The organism is Sphingomonas sp. NPDC079357 (assembly GCF_044901155.1).
In the GTDB taxonomy this organism is placed as follows: Bacteria; Pseudomonadota; Alphaproteobacteria; order Sphingomonadales; family Sphingomonadaceae; genus Sphingomonas.
Window position 1 is genome coordinate 480,000 of the sequence record NZ_JBJDOM010000002.1, and the last position, 19,141, is coordinate 499,140.

Annotated in this window: 22 protein-coding genes; 9 read left to right on the forward strand and 13 right to left on the reverse strand. The window is 66.4% G+C overall.

Going from position 1 to position 19,141, the window contains the following annotated elements; translation table 11 throughout:
* Nucleotides 1–60: 60 nt before the first annotated feature.
* From hisI to ACI2JO_RS11235, 4 genes are read left to right on the forward strand one after another with little or no spacing between them, the layout of a single operon-like run.
* Complete coding sequence (gene hisI, locus ACI2JO_RS11220; protein ID WP_404720770.1) at nt 61–426, forward strand: phosphoribosyl-AMP cyclohydrolase; 366 nt, start codon at nt 61–63, stop codon at nt 424–426.
* Entirely contained in the window at nt 423–908 is a 486-nt protein-coding gene (locus tag ACI2JO_RS11225; RefSeq protein WP_404720771.1) for a hypothetical protein, read from the forward strand. Before hisI ends, ACI2JO_RS11225 begins: the two co-directional genes overlap by 4 nt.
* Before the next feature lie 32 nt (nt 909–940).
* Nucleotides 941–1,360 (forward strand): MerR family DNA-binding transcriptional regulator, encoded by a 420-nt coding sequence (locus ACI2JO_RS11230; RefSeq protein ID WP_028965930.1) that lies wholly within the window; start codon nt 941–943, stop codon nt 1,358–1,360.
* Between the two features lie 4 nt (nt 1,361–1,364).
* Complete coding sequence (locus ACI2JO_RS11235; RefSeq protein ID WP_404720772.1) at nt 1,365–3,167, forward strand: acyl-CoA dehydrogenase C-terminal domain-containing protein; 1,803 nt, start codon at nt 1,365–1,367, stop codon at nt 3,165–3,167.
* 306 nt (nt 3,168–3,473) lie between these two features.
* Here ACI2JO_RS11235 and ACI2JO_RS11240 read toward each other — a convergent pair whose 3' ends face one another.
* Together ACI2JO_RS11240 and ACI2JO_RS11245 are read right to left on the reverse strand one after the other, a co-directional pair.
* The gene (locus ACI2JO_RS11240; RefSeq protein WP_404720773.1) at nt 3,474–3,719 is read right to left on the reverse strand and encodes a hypothetical protein; all 246 of its coding nucleotides are present in this window, start codon (nt 3,717–3,719) and stop codon (nt 3,474–3,476) included.
* A 75-nt stretch (nt 3,720–3,794) separates the two neighbouring features.
* Complete coding sequence (locus ACI2JO_RS11245) at nt 3,795–4,607, reverse strand: metallophosphoesterase family protein (RefSeq protein WP_404720774.1); 813 nt, start codon at nt 4,605–4,607, stop codon at nt 3,795–3,797.
* Between the two features lie 111 nt (nt 4,608–4,718).
* On the opposite strand from ACI2JO_RS11245, the gene galU reads away from it, so the two are divergent.
* Entirely contained in the window at nt 4,719–5,588 is an 870-nt protein-coding gene (gene galU, locus ACI2JO_RS11250) for a UTP--glucose-1-phosphate uridylyltransferase GalU (protein ID WP_404720775.1), read from the forward strand.
* A gap of 3 nt (nt 5,589–5,591) precedes the next feature.
* Here the strand turns inward: galU and ACI2JO_RS11255 are convergent, their stop codons facing one another.
* From ACI2JO_RS11255 to ACI2JO_RS11285, 7 genes are read right to left on the reverse strand one after another with little or no spacing between them, the layout of a single operon-like run.
* Nucleotides 5,592–6,356, reverse strand: a complete 765-nt coding sequence (locus ACI2JO_RS11255; protein ID WP_404720776.1) for a HesA/MoeB/ThiF family protein — start codon at nt 6,354–6,356, stop codon at nt 5,592–5,594.
* Complete coding sequence (locus ACI2JO_RS11260; protein WP_404720777.1) at nt 6,353–6,712, reverse strand: hypothetical protein; 360 nt, start codon at nt 6,710–6,712, stop codon at nt 6,353–6,355. Before ACI2JO_RS11260 ends, ACI2JO_RS11255 begins: the two co-directional genes overlap by 4 nt.
* Nucleotides 6,712–7,161 (reverse strand): dUTP diphosphatase, encoded by a 450-nt coding sequence (gene dut, locus ACI2JO_RS11265; RefSeq protein WP_404720778.1) that lies wholly within the window; start codon nt 7,159–7,161, stop codon nt 6,712–6,714. The genes ACI2JO_RS11260 and dut overlap by 1 nt, the downstream gene beginning before the upstream one ends.
* Nucleotides 7,151–8,329 (reverse strand): bifunctional phosphopantothenoylcysteine decarboxylase/phosphopantothenate--cysteine ligase CoaBC, encoded by a 1,179-nt coding sequence (coaBC, locus tag ACI2JO_RS11270; protein ID WP_404720779.1) that lies wholly within the window; start codon nt 8,327–8,329, stop codon nt 7,151–7,153. Before coaBC ends, dut begins: the two co-directional genes overlap by 11 nt.
* Nucleotides 8,326–9,339, reverse strand: a complete 1,014-nt coding sequence (locus ACI2JO_RS11275) for a hypothetical protein (RefSeq protein ID WP_404720780.1) — start codon at nt 9,337–9,339, stop codon at nt 8,326–8,328. Before ACI2JO_RS11275 ends, coaBC begins: the two co-directional genes overlap by 4 nt.
* Nucleotides 9,340–9,365: 26 nt before the next feature.
* Nucleotides 9,366–10,904 (reverse strand): 2-polyprenylphenol 6-hydroxylase, encoded by a 1,539-nt coding sequence (gene ubiB, locus ACI2JO_RS11280; RefSeq protein ID WP_404720781.1) that lies wholly within the window; start codon nt 10,902–10,904, stop codon nt 9,366–9,368.
* The gene (locus ACI2JO_RS11285) at nt 10,901–11,632 is read right to left on the reverse strand and encodes a class I SAM-dependent methyltransferase (RefSeq protein WP_404720782.1); all 732 of its coding nucleotides are present in this window, start codon (nt 11,630–11,632) and stop codon (nt 10,901–10,903) included. Before ACI2JO_RS11285 ends, ubiB begins: the two co-directional genes overlap by 4 nt.
* A 46-nt stretch (nt 11,633–11,678) precedes the next feature.
* Between ACI2JO_RS11285 and mutM the strand changes: the two genes are divergently transcribed.
* The 3 genes from mutM (at nt 11,679) to dnaA (ending at nt 14,689) form a co-directional block, all read left to right on the forward strand.
* Entirely contained in the window at nt 11,679–12,494 is an 816-nt protein-coding gene (mutM, locus tag ACI2JO_RS11290) for a bifunctional DNA-formamidopyrimidine glycosylase/DNA-(apurinic or apyrimidinic site) lyase (RefSeq protein WP_404720783.1), read from the forward strand.
* Nucleotides 12,495–12,591: 97 nt separating this feature from the next.
* Nucleotides 12,592–12,855 carry a 30S ribosomal protein S20 gene (gene rpsT, locus ACI2JO_RS11295; protein ID WP_333915448.1) on the forward strand — a complete coding sequence of 88 codons (264 nt, stop codon included), beginning with the start codon at nt 12,592–12,594 and terminating at the stop codon, nt 12,853–12,855.
* A gap of 460 nt (nt 12,856–13,315) precedes the next feature.
* Complete coding sequence (dnaA, locus tag ACI2JO_RS11300) at nt 13,316–14,689, forward strand: chromosomal replication initiator protein DnaA (RefSeq protein ID WP_404720872.1); 1,374 nt, start codon at nt 13,316–13,318, stop codon at nt 14,687–14,689.
* Nucleotides 14,690–14,727: 38 nt separating this feature from the next.
* Here the strand turns inward: dnaA and ACI2JO_RS11305 are convergent, their stop codons facing one another.
* The 4 genes from ACI2JO_RS11305 to secB all read right to left on the reverse strand — a co-directional run bounded on the left by ACI2JO_RS11305 (nt 14,728) and on the right by secB (nt 18,301).
* Nucleotides 14,728–15,018 carry a PspC domain-containing protein gene (locus ACI2JO_RS11305; RefSeq protein ID WP_404720784.1) on the reverse strand — a complete coding sequence of 97 codons (291 nt, stop codon included), beginning with the start codon at nt 15,016–15,018 and terminating at the stop codon, nt 14,728–14,730.
* A gap of 149 nt (nt 15,019–15,167) precedes the next feature.
* The gene (gene trpS, locus ACI2JO_RS11310) at nt 15,168–16,175 is read right to left on the reverse strand and encodes a tryptophan--tRNA ligase (protein WP_404720873.1); all 1,008 of its coding nucleotides are present in this window, start codon (nt 16,173–16,175) and stop codon (nt 15,168–15,170) included.
* An 8-nt stretch (nt 16,176–16,183) separates the two neighbouring features.
* Nucleotides 16,184–17,770, reverse strand: coding sequence for a murein biosynthesis integral membrane protein MurJ (gene murJ, locus ACI2JO_RS11315; RefSeq protein WP_404720785.1), 1,587 nt, complete (start codon nt 17,768–17,770; stop codon nt 16,184–16,186).
* 27 nt (nt 17,771–17,797) lie between these two features.
* Nucleotides 17,798–18,301 (reverse strand): protein-export chaperone SecB, encoded by a 504-nt coding sequence (gene secB, locus ACI2JO_RS11320; protein ID WP_404720786.1) that lies wholly within the window; start codon nt 18,299–18,301, stop codon nt 17,798–17,800.
* Between the two features lie 191 nt (nt 18,302–18,492).
* Between secB and ACI2JO_RS11325 the strand changes: the two genes are divergently transcribed.
* A complete protein-coding gene (locus ACI2JO_RS11325; RefSeq protein ID WP_404720787.1) occupies nt 18,493–19,137 on the forward strand; it encodes a Tim44/TimA family putative adaptor protein in 645 nt (214 codons plus the stop codon).
* Nucleotides 19,138–19,141: the final 4 nt, after the last annotated feature.

Consider the following 19,141-nt stretch of genomic DNA (forward strand, 5'->3'; position numbering starts at 1 on the left):
GAGCGATCGACGATATCGCGCGTTGTGGGTCGACCGTCGCTGTTCTACGCCATGCCCGACATGAGCGATTCACGAGAAAATGGCAGCCATTTCCTGCCCAAATTCGATGCCGCCGGGCTGGTGACCGCGGTGGTGACCGACCGCGCCAGTGGCGCGGTGCTGATGGTCGCGCATATGAACGCCGCCGCGATCGAAGCGACCCGCATAAGCGGGGAGGCGACGTTCTTCTCGCGCAGCCGCGGACGGCTTTGGAAAAAGGGCGAAACCTCCGGCAACGTGTTGCGCGTGATCGAAATGCGCGTCGACTGCGATCAGGATGCGTTGTGGATCGTCGCCGATCCGGCCGGTCCGGCCTGTCACACCGGCGCGCCAAGCTGCTTCTATCGCCGTGTGACCGATTCGGGGCTGGAGCGCGTCGACGGATGATCTGCCGTGCGGTGGTGTTGTTGACGCTGCTTGCCGCCTGTTCGCCCGCTCACGACGTTCGCGAGGATGATGCAGCAGGACGGGCGCTGGAGGTGGCGGCCCACAGGGCCGGACTCGTCAGCGAGGTGGCCGACGCGACCGGCGTCTACGCCGTGGGCGAGGATCGGCTCTGCCTGACTGGCGCTGCACCGCGCTATCGAATCGGCGTCAGCGTCGATTTCGGCGAAGGGCAGCGTTGCATCGGCCATGGCATCGCGCAGGGTCGCGGCGACCTCACGGTCGATCTCGGCGACGGCTGCCGCTTCACTGCGACACGCATCGGGGATCAACTGCTCTTCCCGGTCCGCACGCCAGCGGCGTGCGCGCGATCGTGCCAAGGGCGAGCAACGTTCGATACGCTGTCGCTCGACAGGCTGAGCGAGGCGAGCGGCGAAGCGACCCGGCTGCGCGGTGCCGATGGCAAATTGCTGTGCGTCGATTGACGTTCACGTAAAGGGAAGGTATGTCCAGCTCCATGAGCGCTTCTGCTGCCTATGCCGTTGTTTCCCCGCGGCCTGACCGCGAGAGCTTTACGATCACCGATCTCTCGGCGGAGTTCGGCGTCACGCCACGCGCGCTGCGCTTCTACGAGGACGAGGGGCTGATCGCACCGGAGCGGCGCGGGCTGGTTCGTATCTACTCGCATCGTGACCGGGCGCGGCTCGCGTGGATCCTGCGCGGCAAGCGCGTCGGGTTCAGCCTTGCCGATATCCGCGAGATGATCGACCTCTATGATCTCGGCGACGGTCGCCAGACGCAACGCGCAGTGGCGATCCAGCGCTGTCGCGACCGGATCGCGGCGCTGGAGCAGCAGAAGCACGATCTCGACGCCGCCATTACCGAGCTGACCGAATTCGTCGGTGTGCTCGACGGTGGCGCAACCAGGAAAGAGTGAGACGATGCCGCAGTACACGCCGCCGATCCGCGACACCCGCTTCGTGCTCGAACATGTCGTCGGGCTCGACCGCTATGCCAACGTCGCCGGCTTCGGCGCGGCGACCCCCGACACGGTAGACGCGGTGCTGGAGGAGGGGGGGCGCTTCGTCGCCGAGGTGCTGTTCCCGCTCAACCAGTCGGGCGATCTGGAAGGCTGCACGCGGCACGAGGACGGCAGCGTGACGACGCCGAAGGGCTTCAAGGAAGCCTATGCCAAATTCGTCGAATCGGGCTGGGGCACGCTCAGTGCGCCGGAGGCGTTCGGCGGCCAGGGAATGCCGCATGTCGTCTCGACTGCATTTCAGGAATATATGATCTCCGCCAACATGGCATTCGCCATGTATCCGGGCCTTGCACACGGCGCGATCGCTGCCTTGGTCGTGAAGGGCAGCCTGGAGCAGCAGCAGAAGTATCTGCCGCGCATGGTGTCCGGCGAATGGGGCGGCACGATGAACCTGACCGAGCCGCAGTGCGGCACCGATCTTGGGCTGATCCGCACCCGCGCCGAGCCGCAGGCCGATGGCAGCTACAGGATTACCGGCACCAAGATCTTCATCTCGGCGGGCGAGCATGACCTGACCGACAACATCATCCACCTCGTCCTCGCTAAAACGCCGGGCGCGCCGGACAGCTCGAAGGGCATTTCGCTGTTCGTGGTGCCCAAGGTGCTGGTCAACGACGACGGGTCGCTGGGCGAGCGCAATGCGGTGTCGTGCGGTTCGATCGAGCACAAGATGGGCATCCACGGCAATTCGACCTGCGTCATGAACTATGATGGTGCGACCGGCTGGCTGGTCGGCGAGGAGATGAAGGGTCTCGCCGCGATGTTCATCATGATGAACGCGGCGCGGTTGGGCGTTGGCTTGCAGGGCCTCGGTGTGGCCGAAACCGCCTATCAGAACGCTGTCCAGTATGCGCAGGATCGTCGGCAGGGCCGCGCGCTCACCGGCCCCGCAGAGCCGGGCGAGAAGGCCGACAGCTTGTTCGTCCACCCTGACGTTCGCCGCATGCTGATGGATGCCAAGGCGTGGACCGAGGGGCTGCGGGCGCTGTGCCTGTGGGGTGCGCTTCAGGCCGATCTAGAGCATAACGCCGATGCCGAAGAGGATCGTCAGCTCGCGGGTGATCTGCTCGGGCTGCTCACCCCGGTTATCAAGGGTGTCGGCACCGATCGTGGCTACCAGATCGCGACCAACGCGCAGCAGGTCTATGGCGGCCATGGCTACATCCGCGAATGGGGAATGGAGCAATATGTTCGCGATGCGCGGATCGCGATGATCTACGAAGGCACCAACGGCGTGCAGGCGATGGACCTCGTCGGGCGCAAGCTCGCGCTGAACGGCGGGCGCGCGGTTCAGGCGTTCGGGCGGCTGGTGATGGAAGAGATCGCGGCGGGCAAGAACAACCCCGCGGTCGCCGACTTCGCGCAGCGGCTGGAGAAGGCCGCGGGCGAGCTGCAGGGGGCGACGATGTGGTTCCTCGCCAACGGCATGAAGGATCCGAACAACGTCGGCGCGGGGGCGGTGCCGTACATGCATCTGGTTGGCGCAGTGGCGACCGGGCTGATGTGGCTGCGCATGGCGACGGCGGCGGCGAAGCTGAAGGACGAGGGGCAAGGCGATGCCGCGTTCCTCGACGCCAAGCTGGTGACCGCCCGCTATTTCGCCGAGCGCGTGCTGCCCGAGGCGGGTTCGCTACGTCGCCAGATCGAGGGCGGTGCCGAGGCGATCATGGCGCTGGCGCCCGAAATGTTCGCCGCGGCGTAATGTGTTCCGGCTGGCGAATGCACGCCAGCCTGTCGCTATCGCCACAACAAGCATGGCGAGGTAACCCGGACATGCTGATCAGCGCCGGATTGCTTCGCTGCGTTCGCCTCGACGGGCCGCCGATTTGTTCGCGCCCGCGACAGGCAACCGGCACGTCGCCGCCGCGTCGCGCCGGATTTGAGCCGGTCCACCAAAAGGGGTCCGCAGCGCGAACCCTTGGTGATCGTCCGGAACTCTCTTCAAATCGCAGGCAAAAAAATAGCGGCCCAAAGGCCGCTATTTCTTCTCCCGGAGGAGCAGATCAGCTTAGTTGCTGTCCGAGCTGTCATCCTCGTCAGCGACGACGATGATGCCGGCCACAACGGCCGCAGCTGCCAGAACGGCAACGATCACGCCACCACCGGCGAGCTCGTTCTTCTTGGCCGACGGAGCCGAAGCGCGAACCGACTTGGCGACCGACAGGCTCGCCGCCGAGTTGGCAGGCGCGGCCATCGCCGGAGCAACCGCCATCGTGGCGGCAGCAGCAGCGAGCATGTACTTTGCAATACGCATAATGAACTCCCTTTGCGTGCAGATCGTCTCATAGCTGCACGGTTGGGAATTGCAAGCGCGGATTGCCGCGGTGCATCATGTGTTCAGTATCCATGTTTGACGATCCTCGATGCCGAGCGCGGTCAGCTTGCCCGAGGCGTAAGCGCCTGTATCGACGCCGATCCGATTCGTGCGGCGGTCGACCTCAGGCGTGATCGTATGCCCATGGACGATCATTTTCGGAAAGGGGCCGCGATAGTCGAGGAAGCTGTCACGGATCCACCGCAAGTCGCTCGGCTTCTGCTCGTCGAGCGGCACCTCGGGCCGGATGCCGGCGTGGACGAATGCGTAATCGCCCGAGACGATGATGTCCTCAAAGCTGTCGAGGAATGTGCGGTGCTCGGCAGGGACCAACGCCGCCATGCGCTCGGCAAGCTGCGGATAATCCAGTGAATCATACTCGGCGCGTCCGACTCCGTAGCTCAGCACCGTCTCCTTGCCGCCCACGCGGCAGAACGTGCGCAAGGCGTCCTTTGCGCCGGTGAGTGCGTGAAGAAACAATTCCTCGTGATTGCCCTTGAGAAACCGAACGCGTGGCCGTGCACGTGACAACGCGATCAACCGGGCGATCACTCCCGCCGAGTCAGGGCCGCGATCAACGAGGTCTCCCAGGAAGATCAACGTCGTCTCCGCCGTTCCTCGCGCCGCGTCGTCGGCGTCGATCATTGCGAGCAATCGGTCGAGTTCGTCGCGGCAGCCGTGGATGTCACCGATGGCGTAAATCCTGCTGCCCGGTTCGGGAGCGAAGGAGGGGCCGCCAGCGACACGGGACGAACGAAGCAGCTTCTTGAGCATGGAGAACGCAAAAACCAGCGATGTCGGGATGAAGCGGGTGCTTAGGCGCATCATCCCGACATCGCAAGCCGGCGTGCCTGTCAGTGCGGGACGCCCATGCCGTGGTTAACGATTTGCGAACACCGTCGCCCCCCGGTAGAGAGCCCGCGCCAACAGGAGGACCGAATGACCATCAAGCCGGTACGCAAGGCGATTTTCCCCGTGGCGGGGCTCGGCACCCGCTTCCTGCCCGCCACCAAGGCGATGCCCAAGGAGATGCTGACGGTCGTCGACAAGCCGCTGATCCAATATGCGGTCGAGGAAGCGCTGGAGGCGGGGATCGAACAGATCATTTTCGTCACCGGTCGCGGCAAGGGCGCACTCGAAGATCATTTCGACATCTCGTTCGAACTCGAAACGACGATGCGTGCACGTGGCAAGAGCCTGTCGGTGATCGAGAATATTCGTCAGCAGCCCGGCTCGCCGGTCTATGTCCGCCAGCAGGAGCCGCTCGGGCTCGGCCATGCCGTGTGGTGCGCGCGCGACATCGTCGGTGACGAGCCGTTCGCGGTGCTGCTCCCCGACGAGTTGATGGTCGGCACGCCCAACTTCATGGCGCAGATGGTGCAGGCCTATAACAAAGTCGGCGGCAACGTGATCGGCGCGCTTGAAGTCGCGCCCGAAGAGACCGACAAGTACGGCATTATCTCGCCGGGTTCGCGCGACGGCGCGCTGACCGAGGTCACCGCCCTTGTCGAGAAGCCTGCGAAGGGCAGCGCGCCGTCCAACCTGATGATCCCGGGCCGCTACATCCTCCAGCCGGAGGTGATGAAGATTCTCGATTCGAAGGAAAAGGGTGCCGGCGGCGAGATCCAGCTGACCGACGCGATGGCCAAACTGATCGGCCAGCAGCCGTTCCACGGCTTCACCTTCAACGGTGAGCGGTTCGACTGCGGTGACAAGACCGGCTTCGTCACTGCCAACCTTGCGCTGGCGATGGCGCGTGGCGACATCGGTCCGGCGGTGCGCGCGTTTGCGGAGGCGCGGCTCGGCTGATCGTTACCCGCGTGTCGCGCCGCATGCGCGGCACGCGGGGTCGGGCGGCAGCGCCAGCGTGCGGAAGCGAAGCGACAGGAAATCGAGCAGCATCAGCCGCCCGGCGCTGTCGTCGCCGAACGGCGCGATCTGTCGGATCACCTCGAGCGCCGCCATGCTGCCGACGATGCCCGTGACGGGGCCGAGCACGCCTTCTTCGGCGCAGGTCAGCGCATCGCGGGCGGGTGCATCGCCGACGAAGCAGCGGTAGCACGGCTTGTCCGCCTCCCAGCCACGATACACGCCGAGCTGCCCCTCAAACCGCCCCACCGCCGCCGATACCAGCGGGACCTGGCGGACCAGCGCGGCATCGGCGACGAGCAGCCTGGTGTCGAAATTGTCGCAGCCGTCTACGATCACCGACGGAGCATCCTCCAGCAACGATGCGATATTGTCCGAGTCAACGCGGGCCACCACTGCCCGAGCGTCGACATGCGGGTTGAGCCGCACGACCGCCTCCGCCGCCAGCTCGGCCTTGGAGCGGCCGAGATCCGCGGACGTGAACAGTGTCTGGCGTTGCAGGTTGCTGAGATCGACGCGGTCGTCGTCGACGATCGTCAACCGGCCGACACCCGCTGCTGCCAGATATTGGATTACGGGTGAGCCGATCCCGCCCGCGCCGATCACCAGCACATGCCCACGTGAGAGGCGCAGCTGTCCGCTGCCGCCAATCTCCTGCAACACGATATGCCGCGCATACCGCGAAAGTTCGTCGGGACTCAGCGTCACGGCGGGGTCAAGGCGATCGTGGTGACGTACCATGTATCAAGAGAAATCGGGCGCGTTTTGTCGCGTGCCGCCCGCAGGACGATCCCGGCGGCGAACTGCTCGACCGAGGGGCAGCCGATCGCTCGTGGTACGATCCGCCGTACCTGCCCGGCCTGCGACACAAGCACGACCAGATCCAGCATCCGCGCCTCTGGCGGGAGGACGCATCGATTTGCCAGCACCTCGCGCTCGACAAAGCTGGCAAGCTGCGTCGGCGGGGCGGCGGCGAGGCCGAGCTGCAGGCGCGGCAACTGGCCCCAGTCCGTCGGCGGATTGAGCGAAGGCGCCTGAACGAGCAGCAGAAGCGCGGCGAGCATCACCGGCCAGTCGATCCAAATCCGTCACTTCCACGGAGCGTCACATCGAGCGCGTCGACCTCGACAAGCGCCGCTGCGGTCACCACGGCAGGGACGAGTTGTGCTATCCGCTCGCCGCGTCGAACATCGAATGGTTCGGTACCAAGATTGGCAAGTATGATTTTGATCTCACCTCGATAATCCGCATCGATCGTCCCCGGCGTGTTCAGGCAGGTAAGGCCATGCTTGAGCGCGAGGCCCGATCGCGGCCGCACCTGCACCTCAAAGCCATCCGGGATGGCGATCGCAAAGCCGGTCGCGATTGCCGCCCGCGCCCCGGGCATAAGCGTGACATCCTCGGCGGCCACCACGTCCATCCCGGCGGCGCCCGCAGTGGTGTAAGCGGGGAGCGGCAATCCCTCGCCATGCGGCAAGCGGCGCAGCGCGATCCTGATCGGTTCAGAGCGCATCGGCAATCCTGTCGGCAAGTCGCTCGGCGACGTCGGTTTTTGGAAGGTGCTCCCAGCTCTCGATGCCGTCGGCAGTGACGAGGTGGACAGTGTTGGTATCACCACCCATCACATCGCCCGATACATCGTTCGCGACGATCCAGTCGGCACCCTTGCGCCGCCGCTTGGCCTGCGCATGGTCGAGCACCTGCTCGGTTTCGGCCGCGAACCCGATCAGCAATCGCGGCCGTCGCGGATCATGCGCCAGCGTGGCGAGAATGTCCACGTTGCGTGCAAGCTGTAGCGGGGCAGGGGCGTCGTCGCCCTTCTTGAGCTTCTGCGCGGCGACATCAGCGGCGCGCCAGTCGGCGACCGCTGCGACCATCACCGCCGCGTCAGCAGGCAGTGATTTCTCGACTGCATCCGCCATTTCCAAGGCTGTCTCAACGTCTTGGCGTACGACGTTCGCAGGGGTCGGCAGCTCGACCGGGCCAGCGATCAACGTCACGCGCGCGCCCCGACGTGCCAGCGCCGCAGCAATCGCGAACCCCTGCTTCCCTGACGACCGATTGGCGATATAGCGCACCGGATCGATCGGCTCATGCGTTGGACCGGCGGTGATGACCACGTGCCGTCCCTCCAGCGAGCGCGTGACCGGTGCGAGCGCCGACGTGATCCTTGCGACGATGACGCCTGTCTCGGGCAAGCGGCCCGGGCCAAATTCACCGCAGGCCATCGCGCCGTCGTCGGGATCGACGACCGACACGCCGTCACGGCGCAATTGCGCGACGTTGCGTTGGGTCGCCGGGTGTAGCCACATGCGAACGTTCATGGCCGGCGCGATCAGGACTGGCTTGTCGGTCGCCAGCAGCAACGTGGTGGCGAGGTCGTCGGCAAGCCCCCCCGCCATCCGCGCGATCAGATCGGCGGTCGCGGGACAGACGACCACCAGGTCGGCCTCGCGGCTCAATCGGATATGGCCCATCTCGGCCTCATCCTTGAGATCCCACAAGGTGGTATGGACCTTGTTTTCGCTGAGCGCGGCGAGCGTCATGGCGGTCACGAAATGCGCGCCACCATCGGTCAACACGCAGCGCACCTCATGCCCTGCGCCGCGCATGGCGCGGATCAACTCGCAGGACTTGTACGCGGCGATCCCGCCGCCGACAATCAACAGGATCCGGCTCATCGCATCACCCTCGTCACCGTTATCCGTCGCCGGTCGAGCGCGTTCCGCGCCAAGGTTAGCAGCGCCCCCGGTGCGAGCGCGAGTCCGGGGGCGATCAGCGCCAGCGCCAGCGTTGCCGAGCGCAGGCCCAGCACGCCGTCTAGCGCAACACCCGCCACCAGCAGCGCCAGCACGCGCGGACCGAGCGGATCGGCGACCGTTGCCCAGCCCAATACGGCAAGCAGCAGCAACGGTGCTGCGACGACGGCGGGGACATCGGGGAAGGAGGCGCCGATCAGACGCGCCATGGCGCCACCCGGCACCAGCGGGGTCGCCGGCGTCGGCGTCGCGCCCAGCGCATGCAGATGCAGCGCAAAGGCGACAGCAGCGACGCCAAGCCCGCCCAGCCACACGAACGGCTCGCGTCGGTGGCCGTCGAGCAGGGCGAGCGCGCCCATAGCGCCGAGCGTCACCAGCGCGGCGGGATCGATCAGGGCCGCGGCGCACGCCGCCGCGACCGCCGTCGCCACACTGCTGCGCGATCGCGCGACCAACGCAATCGCCGAGAGCAGCGCCGCCGCCGCCGCATGGGGTGCTGCCAGCCACAGCGCGGCAGTCGCGACGATCCCGAACGCGAGGAGACTGACGATCAACAGCGCCCCCGCGCTGCGCGCCAGCATCGCGCCAAGCCGCAGGCCACCGGTCCATAACAATATCGTCAGCCCCGCGGCGATCAGCGCCGTCAGCGCCCAGGCGGGCAGCGCCGCCGCGACCACCGCCAGCGTCGACGGCAGCGCCCGTGCGGCGCGGGCATCAGGCTCGGTGCGCAGCAGGTCGCGCGCCGCGTCATAATAATCGCCCCCGTGCCGCAGTGTCGCAACGATAGCATCGTGGAGGAATTCGGGCGGGGTGCTCGCGGCAGGGATGAAAGCGGCCGCGGCGATAATCGCCACCGCCAGCCCCGCCAGCACCGCGCGCGCTGCGCCGCGCCCGATCCCGACCAGCCGATCGGGCGTTAGCAGCCAGCGCACGGTCGTTCCGGGTCGCCCCGGTGCGGCTACCATCCGCCCGCCAGCATCATGCCCGCGACACCCGCCAATACGCCGAGCGCGCCGACGAGCGCATAGCGCCACCCGCCACCGACCCGCACGCGCTCGATCTCACGGAGTGGCGGACGCGGCGGTGCACCGCCGGGGGCGGGGAAGCGCGCCTCGATCCGCCGCACCAGGTCGGGCAGTCGTGCCAGCGTTCGGACATCGGCGACCAGTCGGTCGGCGATCGCCGCTTCGGGGCCGAGTTCGGTGCGGATCCAGTCCTCAACCAGCGGCGCGGCGGTAACCCACAGGTTGATATCAGGGTCGAGCGCCGTCGCGACGCCCTCCACCATGACCATGGTCTTTTGCAGCAGCAGCAGGTGCGGCTGCGTGACCATGTCAAAGTCGCGAGTGATCCCGAACAGTCCGTCGAGCATCATGCCGATCGACATGTCCTTCACCGGCAGTCCGCGCATCGGCTCGCCGACCGCGCGCAACGCGGTGGCGAATTCCTCGACGCTGTGATGCGCCGGCACATATTGTGCCTCGAAATGGATTTCGGCGACGCGACGGTAATTGCCGGTGATCAGCCCGTAGAGGATCTCGGCGAGCCAGACGCGCGCGCGCCGGTCGATTCGCCCCATGATCCCGAAGTCGATCGCGGCCACGCAATTGCCCGGTAGCGCGAACAGATTGCCCTGGTGCATGTCGGCATGAAAGAAGCCGTCGGCGATCGCCTGCCGCAGAAAGGCATGGACCAGCACGCGTGCCAGTTCGGGCAGGTCATACCCCGCCGCGACCAGCGCCTTGCGATCCGACAATTTGATGCCGTCGATCCATTCGATCGTCAGCACCTTGCCGGTGGTGCGCGCCCAATCGACCGCGGGAACGAAGAAGTTCGGCTCCGAGGTCATCGTCTCGGCCAGTTCCGACGCCGACGCCGCCTCGCGGGTGAAGTTCAGCTCGCGCGCGGTCCAGCGTTTGAACGTCTCGATGACCAGTCGCGGCTGGAGCCGCGCGATCTCGCCGCCCATCGGCTCGATCTGCGCGGCCGCCCATTCGTAGGTTTCGATCGCTCGCGCAAAATCCTCTTCGACGCCGGGGCGCAGTACCTTGACCGCAACGCGCCGCCCGTCGGTGGTGATCGCGCGATGCACCTGCGCGATCGACGCCGCGCCGACCGGTACCTCCTCGATCTCGCTGAACAGCGTCTCCAGCGGTCGGCCGAAGCTGCCTCGCATCGTCTGCGCGATTGTCGCATAGGGTACGGGGGGCACCGCGTCCTGCAACCGCAACAGGTCGGCCGCCGCCGCCTCGCCGACCAGATCGGGGCGGGTGGCGAGCGTCTGGCCGAACTTGATCGCCGCTGGCCCCAGCGCCTCGAACGCATCGGCGTAGCGCGGGACCTCGGGCACGCGCGCACCCAGCCGCGCCACCCGCAACAGCCGGCGCAGCCGCGGCGGCGTGTTGAGGTCGCGCTCCAGTCCGCGCAGCGCACCATGACGCGCCAGCGTCCGGCCCCATTTCAGGAGCCGCCAGGTGTGAACCAGCGAGGAGGTCAAATCTTCCAGCCGCTATGGATCGCGACCAGTCCACCCATGATCGGCTCGACCTTCGTCTGGACGAACCCGGCCTCGCCGACCATCCGCTCGAACGTCGGCATGTCCGGGAAGCGGCGGATCGACTCGATCAGGTAGCGATAGCTGTCGGCGTCGTTGGCCAGCAGCTGCCCCAGCTTCGGCACCAGATGGTGCGAGTAAGCGTCATATACCTCGGCAAAGCCCGGCCAGATGTTGGTCGAGAATTCGAGGCAGAAGAACCGGCCGCCACGTCGCAGCACCCGGTGCGCCTCGCGGAGAGCCTTGGGGATATCGGTGACGTTCCGGATGCCGAAGGCGATCGTATAGGCGTCGAAGAAGCGGTCGGGGAAGGTCAGCGTCTCGGCATTGGCCTCGGTCCACACCAGCCCGTCGATCCCGCGCTGCTGCGCGCGGCCGATCCCGACCTCCAACATTTCCGGGTTGATGTCCGCGACCGTCACCGAGGCGCCGCTTTCGGCCAGCCGAAAGGCTATGTCGCCGGTGCCGCCCGCCATGTCGAGGATCTGCTCGGCCGCACGCGGCTTCACCCGCCGCACGAAGCGGTCCTTCCACAGCCGGTGCATGCCCCCGGACATGGCGTCGTTCATCAGGTCGTAGCGGCTGGCGACATTGGAAAAGACCCCGCGCACACGGGCGGTCTTTTCGGTCGGGGTGACGTCTTCGTAGCCGAAGGAGACGGTTTCGCTCATGCCGCTCGCTCTAGCCGCCATGAAAGCGAGCGGCTAGAGGGCAGACATGCCGGAATTGCCAGAGGTTGAAACCACCGTGCGGGGTTTGCGCCCGGTGCTGGAGGGACAGGTGCTGACCCGCGTCGAGCCGCGTCGTGACAATCTGCGCCGTGCCTTTCCCGTCGACCTGCGCCAGCGACTGACCGGCGCGCGCGTCACCGGGCTGCGGCGGCGCGCCAAATACGGTGTGATCGACACCGATCGCGACGACTCGCTGATCTTCCATCTTGGAATGTCAGGGCGCTGGCGCGTCGATCCTGCCGAACTGTTGCCGCACGACCATCTTGTGCTCGCGACCGAAGCGGGACGCACGCTGGCGCTCAACGATCCGCGGCGCTTCGGCTCGGTCGATCTGGTGACGACCGCCGAGGTCGCGGACTTCCCGGCGTTCCGCCTGCTCGGCCCGGAGCCGCTTGGCGATAGTTTCACCCCCGAGCATCTGCGTCTTGCGCTCACCGGCCGGCGGTTATCGATCAAACTCGCGCTGCTCGACCAGCGGATCGTGGCGGGGCTCGGCAATATTTACGTTTGCGAGGCGTTGTACGATGCCCGCATCGATCCGCACGCGCCTGCCGGCACGTTGGATGCCGCCGCGCTCGCCCGGCTGGTGCCCGCGGTGAAGCTCGTGCTGGAGGCGGCGATCGAGGCGGGCGGATCGTCGCTGCGCGACTATGCCCGCCCGGACGGCGAACTCGGCTATTTCTCCAAGCAATTCGCGGTTTATGGCAGAGCCGGCGAGCCATGTGGCTGCGGCGGAACGGTGGAGCGTTATGCCGAGGGCGGGCGCTCCACCTTCTGGTGTCCGCGCTGCCAGCGGAGTTGACGGTGGCGCATGGTCGGGCTATGGGCCGCGCCTTACGAGGGTGCAGGGCTTACCCAGCGCCTTTTTCCATCGATTCGAAACTTATCAGAGGACGTTCATGGCGAACACGCCGCAAGCCAAGAAGCGCATCCGCCGCAACCAGCGCCGGGCCGAAATCAACGGTGCCCGTGTCGGTCGCATCCGTACCTTCGTGAAGAAGGTCGAGGCCGCGCTGGCAGCGGGTGACAAGACGGCGGCAGCCACCGCACTGGCAGCGGCGCAGCCGGAGATGCAGCGCGGCGTTGCGAAGGGTGTGCTCCACCGCAACACCGCCTCGCGCAAGTTCTCGCGCTTGACCAAGCGGGTTGCTGCGCTGGCCTAACTGGCTGAGACGTCAAGCAAATGCACGCCCGTCGGGACAATCCCGGCGGGCGTTTTTGCGTCCGCGTTTCAGGAGCCTCAGGAACAAAAAGGCACTCGGGAAAAAGGCTCGGAATCCTCGCGATTCGCCAATGACCCTAGATGGCTAACGCGATAATAAGCCCGCAATTACAGTGGCTTATAAGAAATATGACGCATTTGTGCCGCTGATGGCGAGTCAATCCGCTTTATTTCGGCATCGTACCCGTTCGCGGGGTTGATCGACTCACCCGCCTGTTCCTAATCCTCTCGAACCGCGCCGCCGTCCGTGCAGCGTGGCACAAGAACAATGTTCGGATGCCGACGCGCTAGGGGCCGCGGGCAGGGGGACGTTTGACTTTGAGAACACAGGCTCCGCGAACCGGGCGTTCGTGGTGACGGGAGAATTGTGCGTGACGCAGGCGGTTGTGGTGGATGACGGGATGAGCGAACTGGCACGGGTATGGGCCCGCGTCCGCGCCAACCTGCGCCGCTCGGCCGGCGCGCGCGTGTTCGACCAGTGGCTCGCTCCGATCGCCCTGGCAGACGGCGAGGACACGCTGGACGTGCGTCTGACGCTGCCGTCGGCGTTCATGACCAATTGGGTGAAGAGCCACTACGCCGATCGCCTCTTGTATGAATTTCGCGCGGAGCTGCCGGGCGTTCGCAGTGTCGCGATCGACACAGTCGCCCGCGCCGCCGCGCCCATGGTCCTTGCTGCGCCTGTCGCAGCGGAGCCCCCCGCCGCTCCGATGGTCGCGCGTACGGAGGCCAACGCCGCCCGTAGGGCGGAGCGCCCGTCGCTCGATCCGCGTCTGACTTTCGACCGCTTTGTCGTTGACGCCTCGAACATGGTGGCGCTCAACGCTGCCCAGGCGCTCGCCGCGCCGGGGCCGGTTCGCTTCAGCCCGCTGTTCATCCATGGCAGCACCGGGCAGGGCAAGACCCACCTGATGAACGCGATCGCGCATCGCTTTATCTCGGATCATCCGCAGGCGCGTGTGATGCTGATGTCGGCCGAGCGCTTCATGTTCGAGTTCGTGGCCGCCATGCGCGCGCGCGACACGTTCGCGTTCAAGGCCAAGCTGCGCGGTTGCGACCTGCTGTTGATCGACGATCTGCAATTCATCGCCGGCAAGGACGTGACGCAGGACGAGTTCTTCCACACGGTCAACGAAATCATGGCGGCGGGCAAGCGGCTGGTCATTGCTGCCGACCGTGCGCCGCAGACGCTGGATGGCATCGAAGCCCGCATCCTCAACCGCCTGGGTTCGGGGCTCGTGGTCGACATCCGCCCGTCGTCGCCCGAATTGCGTCGCACGGTGCTCGCACGGCGGGTCGCCGAAATGCCCGACGTTCGCGTCCCGGCCGCGGTACTCGACCTGCTTTCCGAGCGTATCACCTCCAGCATTCGTGAGCTGGAAGGGGCGCTGACGCGCGTCACCGCTTATGCGATGCTGACGGGGCAGGTCATCGATCTCGACTTCGCGACGCAAACGCTCGGCGACATGTTGCGCGGCCATCAGCGCCGGGTAACGATCGACCAGATTCAAAAGCTGGTTTGCGAGCATTTCGAGCTGAAGCCGCTCGACCTGCTCTCGGCCCGCCGTGCGCGGGCGGTGGCCCGGCCGCGTCAGATCGCGATGTATCTCGCCAAGCGGCTTACGACGCGGTCGCTGCCCGAGATCGGCCGCAAGTTCGGCGGTCGCGATCACTCGACCGTGATCCATGCCGTGCGCCGCATCGAGGAACTTCGCGATAGCGACCGCGAGGTCGATCAGGCGGTGCACGTGCTGATGGGGCGACTGGAAGCCTGAGGCCTTCCGCCGCGCCGGGGGGCGCGGCGATCGGGCGATCACGCCGCCTGGCGATATTCTTCTTGCTCGACCTCGCTGGCTATTGTCGTCGGCGCAGCGATGGCCGTGGTGCGCGTCCGGTTCGGGAACAGCAATCGGCTGACCAGCACCAGCACCCCCAGCGCCACATAAGCCAGCAGCACCTTCTCAAGCGAGAACAGCAGCGCGAGCGCGAAGCCGAGCCGCAACCACAGCGGATTGAAGCCAAAGTCCTCACCGAGCGCGGCGCAGACGCCGAACAGATTGTCGCGGGGGGCGGCGGGTGTGGTGGTCGTCGTGTTGTCGGTCATGTCTCGCTCCGTAGTTGCGAGACGATCAGCAAGACCGGTGCCAATTGCGTAAGGCACGCAAATCTGCGGCTTTACGATGCGCCAGATATGGGCTGCCGGTGCGAATTCCTGAAAGTTGGCGCGGGAGGTGGTGTCGCGCGCCAAGTCGGTCAGATCAACAGACCCATCGCTTCCTGTGCACGCTTCAAGGTCGGCGCCGCCAGCGCAGCCGCGCGCTCGGCGCCGTCGCGAAGGATCGCGTCGATGGCGCTCCGGTCGCCCAGCAGCCGCAGCATCTCGTCGCGGATCGGGCGCAGCTTCGCCACCGCCAGATCGGCAAGATCGGGTTTGAACTGCCCAAAACCCTTGCCGGCATAGTCCGCCAGCACCGCGTCGGGCGTGCGGTCGGCGAGCGCGGCGAAGATCGTCAGCAGGTTGCGCGCTTCCGGCCGCCCGTCCAGCTCCGCAATCGTCGCGGGCAGCAGATCGGGGTCGGTCTTGGCCTTGCGGAACTTGTCGGCGATCACCTCGTCGCTGTCGACCAGCTTGACCACCGACTGCTCGGAGGGATTGGACTTCGACATCTTCGCGCCGGCATCGCGCAGCGACATGATCCGCGGCGCGGCCTTGCTCACCAACGGCTCGGGCAGCGTGAACAGCTCGACACCATAGTCCGTGTTGAACTTGGTCGCGATGTCGCGGGTCAGCTCAAGATGCTGTTTCTGGTCCTCGCCGACGGGCACGTGCGTCGAATTGTAGAGCAGCACGTCGGCGGCCATCAGGACCGGGTAATCGTACAGCCCGACCGACGCGCCCTCGCGGTTCTTGCCCGCCTTGTCCTTGAACTGCGTCATACGATTCAGCCAGCCGACCCGCGCGACATTGTTGAGCAGCCACGCCAGCTCGGCATGCGCGGCAACGCGCGCCTGATTGAACACGATCGAACGCGCCGGATCGATCCCCGCCGCGATCAGCGTCGCGGTCATCTCGACGGTGTTCGCGGTCATTTCGGCGGGCGCGATGAATTCGGTCAGGCCGTGCAGATCCGCGATGAAGTACATCGTCTCGCCGCCCGACGCCTGGATGTCGTCCTGCATCGCGACCCATTGCTTCACCGCGCCCAGGTAATTGCCGAGATGAAGGTTGCCGGTCGGCTTGATGCCGGAAAGAACGCGCATGTTGGTCATCAGCTAGTGGCCCTGCGACGAAGGAGGGATTTCAGATCGGCGAGGCGGTACGCGCCGGTAACGACGCACGCCAGCGCATAGATGGCAACACCCGCGCCGACCAGCACGGCAAGTGCCACGCCGCGCACGACGAAGCTGTCGGTCAGATATGGTTCGACGAGCGGCGCCACCAGCAACAGCGCCCCGCCCATCAGCAGCGCGGCGAGCGCGAGGCGCGGCACCTTGCGCTTCACCTGCGGATCGAGCGCGAAATGGCCACGGCGCACCAGCACCACATAGAGCGACACGACGTTGATTGTGGAGGCCAGCGCGGTGGCGAGCGGCGGCCCGATCTGCCCGATGTCCCAATGCGCCAGCGTCGGGATCAGGACAAGGTTGCCGACCAGATTGATCGCCACAGAATAGAGTGCGAGCCGTACCGGCGTCTTCGTATCGGCCCGCGCGTAGAATCCGGGCGTCAGCACCTTCACCAGCACATAGCTCGGCAGTCCGAGCGAAAAGGCGGCGAGCGCCTGCGCGGCGCGCACTGTATCGCCGCCGTCGAACGCGCCGTGCTGGAACAGTCCGCGCACGATCGGCTCGGCCGCGAAGACGAACGCGGCGGTGGCGGGCAGGGTCAGGAACAGCGCGAGTTCGAGCCCGCGGTTCTGCGTCTCCATCGCCTCCGCCTCGCGCCCTTGCGACAGCAGTCGCGACACGACCGGCAAGAGGATCGTGCCGAGCCCGATGCCGATCAGGCCCAGCGGCAGCTGATTGAGCCGGTCGGCATAATAGATCGCCGAGATCGATCCCGCCGACAACAGCCCGCCGGCCAGTGCGGTCGATATCGCGAGGTTGATCTGCGCCGCGCCCGCGCCGGTTGCGGCCGGGACGATCAGCTTGAGCATCTGCTTGACGTCGTCGTCGATGCGGGGGCGACGCAGTTTCAGGCTGACTCCCGCCCGCCGGCACGCCCACCACAGCCACGCGAGCTGCAACGCGCCGCCAACCGTCACCGAGATCGCCTGCGCGCGCGCGGTCGCATACGGATCGCCGCCGTGAAAAAAGATTAGCGCGCCGACCATCGCGATGTTGAGCAGGATCGGCGCGGCGGCGTTGACCCAGAAGCGATGCAGCGAGTTGAGGATGCCGCCCAGCAGCGACACCAGTGAGATCAGCAGCAGATAGGGAATGGTGAAGCGCGACAGCATCACCGCGAACGCGAATTGTTCCGCAGTCGGATGCTGACGCTCGAACCCGCCTGACAGCGCCCACGTCAGCGGCCATGCCGCCGCGAGCATCAGCGCGGTCATGAACAGCAGCACCGGAAACAGCAGCGCGAGGGCACGCTCGGCGAAATCCACCCCCGCCGCGGTGCCGCCACCTTCCGCGACCTTGCGGTTGAACAGCGGGATGAAGGCGGCGGAAAAGGCGCCTTCCGCGAACAGGGCGCGGAACATGTTCGGCAGCCGGAAGGCGACGAAGAAGGCGTCCGAGGCGAAGCTCGCGCCGACATAGCTCGCCTGCAGCGTATCGCGCGCCAGCGCCAGTATGCGGCTGACCAATGTCAGCCCGCCGATCGAGCCTAGGGCGCGGGCGAGGTTCATCCGCCGATCCTCACCCGCTCGTGTGGCTTACGCCTGACCCGCGTCTTCGCTGCCGAACGACACGCCCTGCGCCTGCGCCTGCTGGAGGAACAACGCGTTGAAATCGATCGGCTCAAGCAGCAGCGGCGGGAAGCCACCGTCGCGGATCGCATCGGCGACAACGCGGCGCGCGAACGGGAACAGCAGACGCGGGCCCTCGCCCAGCAGGAAGGGCTGGACATGCTCGGCCGGAACGTTGCGCAGCCCGAACAGACCGCCGTAGGACAGTTCGGCGATGAACGCCGTCTTGCCGCCGGTGGTGGCGCGTACCTCGATCTTCAGCGTCACTTCGTGGACCTCGTCGGCGACCTGCGCCGCGCCGATGTCGAACTGGACGTTGATCTCGGGCGCCTGCGGCTCCTGATAGATCGCCGGGGCGTTCGGGTTTTCGAACGACAGGTCCTTCACATATTGCGATATCAGCCCCGCAGCCGGCGCTGTGTCGGCACCGTTGGCAAGCGGTTCGCCACCGGCGTTGCTGAATTCGTCCATCGTCCTACCCCTATCGTCAGGCCAGGCGCGCGCCGGTGCGGCGCCGCGCGGGAAAGTGACGGGCGGTTAGCAGCGCCCCGCGGGTGTGACAATCGTGGATGCGGTGCTCCGCGGATACAATGCGGGAGTTGGGCGATTTGATGTTCGGTGCCCACGCGCCTATGTACGCACACCAGCTTACTGGAGTTGCCGTGTTCTACGTTGTCCTGCTCGCCATGGTTGCCGGCTTTCTGGCGCTGCGACTCTATTCGGTTCTGGGCAAGCGCTCCGGCCATGAACAGCCGCTGCCCAAGCCCGCTGAGGAGCGGGTGGCATCGGTGGCGGTGCCGCGCGCGATGGAGCCCGCCGCCGAGATGCGCGAGCCCGCGACGCGGCCGTTCGACACCGCGACCGAGCCCGGGCTGCGCGCGATCGTGTCGGCCGAGCCGAGCTTCGATGTCACCCGCTTCCTGGAAGGGGCAAAATCGGCGTATCGCATGATCCTTGAAGCGTTCTGGCGTGGCGACGAGGCGGCGTTGCGCGACCTGGTGAGCGACGACGTCCACGCCGCCTTCGCCGAGGCGATTGAGGCGCGTAATGCACAGGGTCAGGTGCTCGACAATCGCCTGATTGCGATCGAGCGCGCGACGATCGTGTCGGCGGGCGTGTCCAATGGCGAGGCGCGAGTGGCGGTGCGGTTCGACGCCGATGTTGCGGCGGTGACGCGCGACGCCGAGGGCAGCGTGATCGCCGGCTCGACGAGTGACGCGGTGCAAACTCATGACGTCTGGACGTTCGTCCGGACGGTGCGCGCGTCGGATCCGAACTGGATCCTCGCCGACACCGACGAAGCCTGAGCCG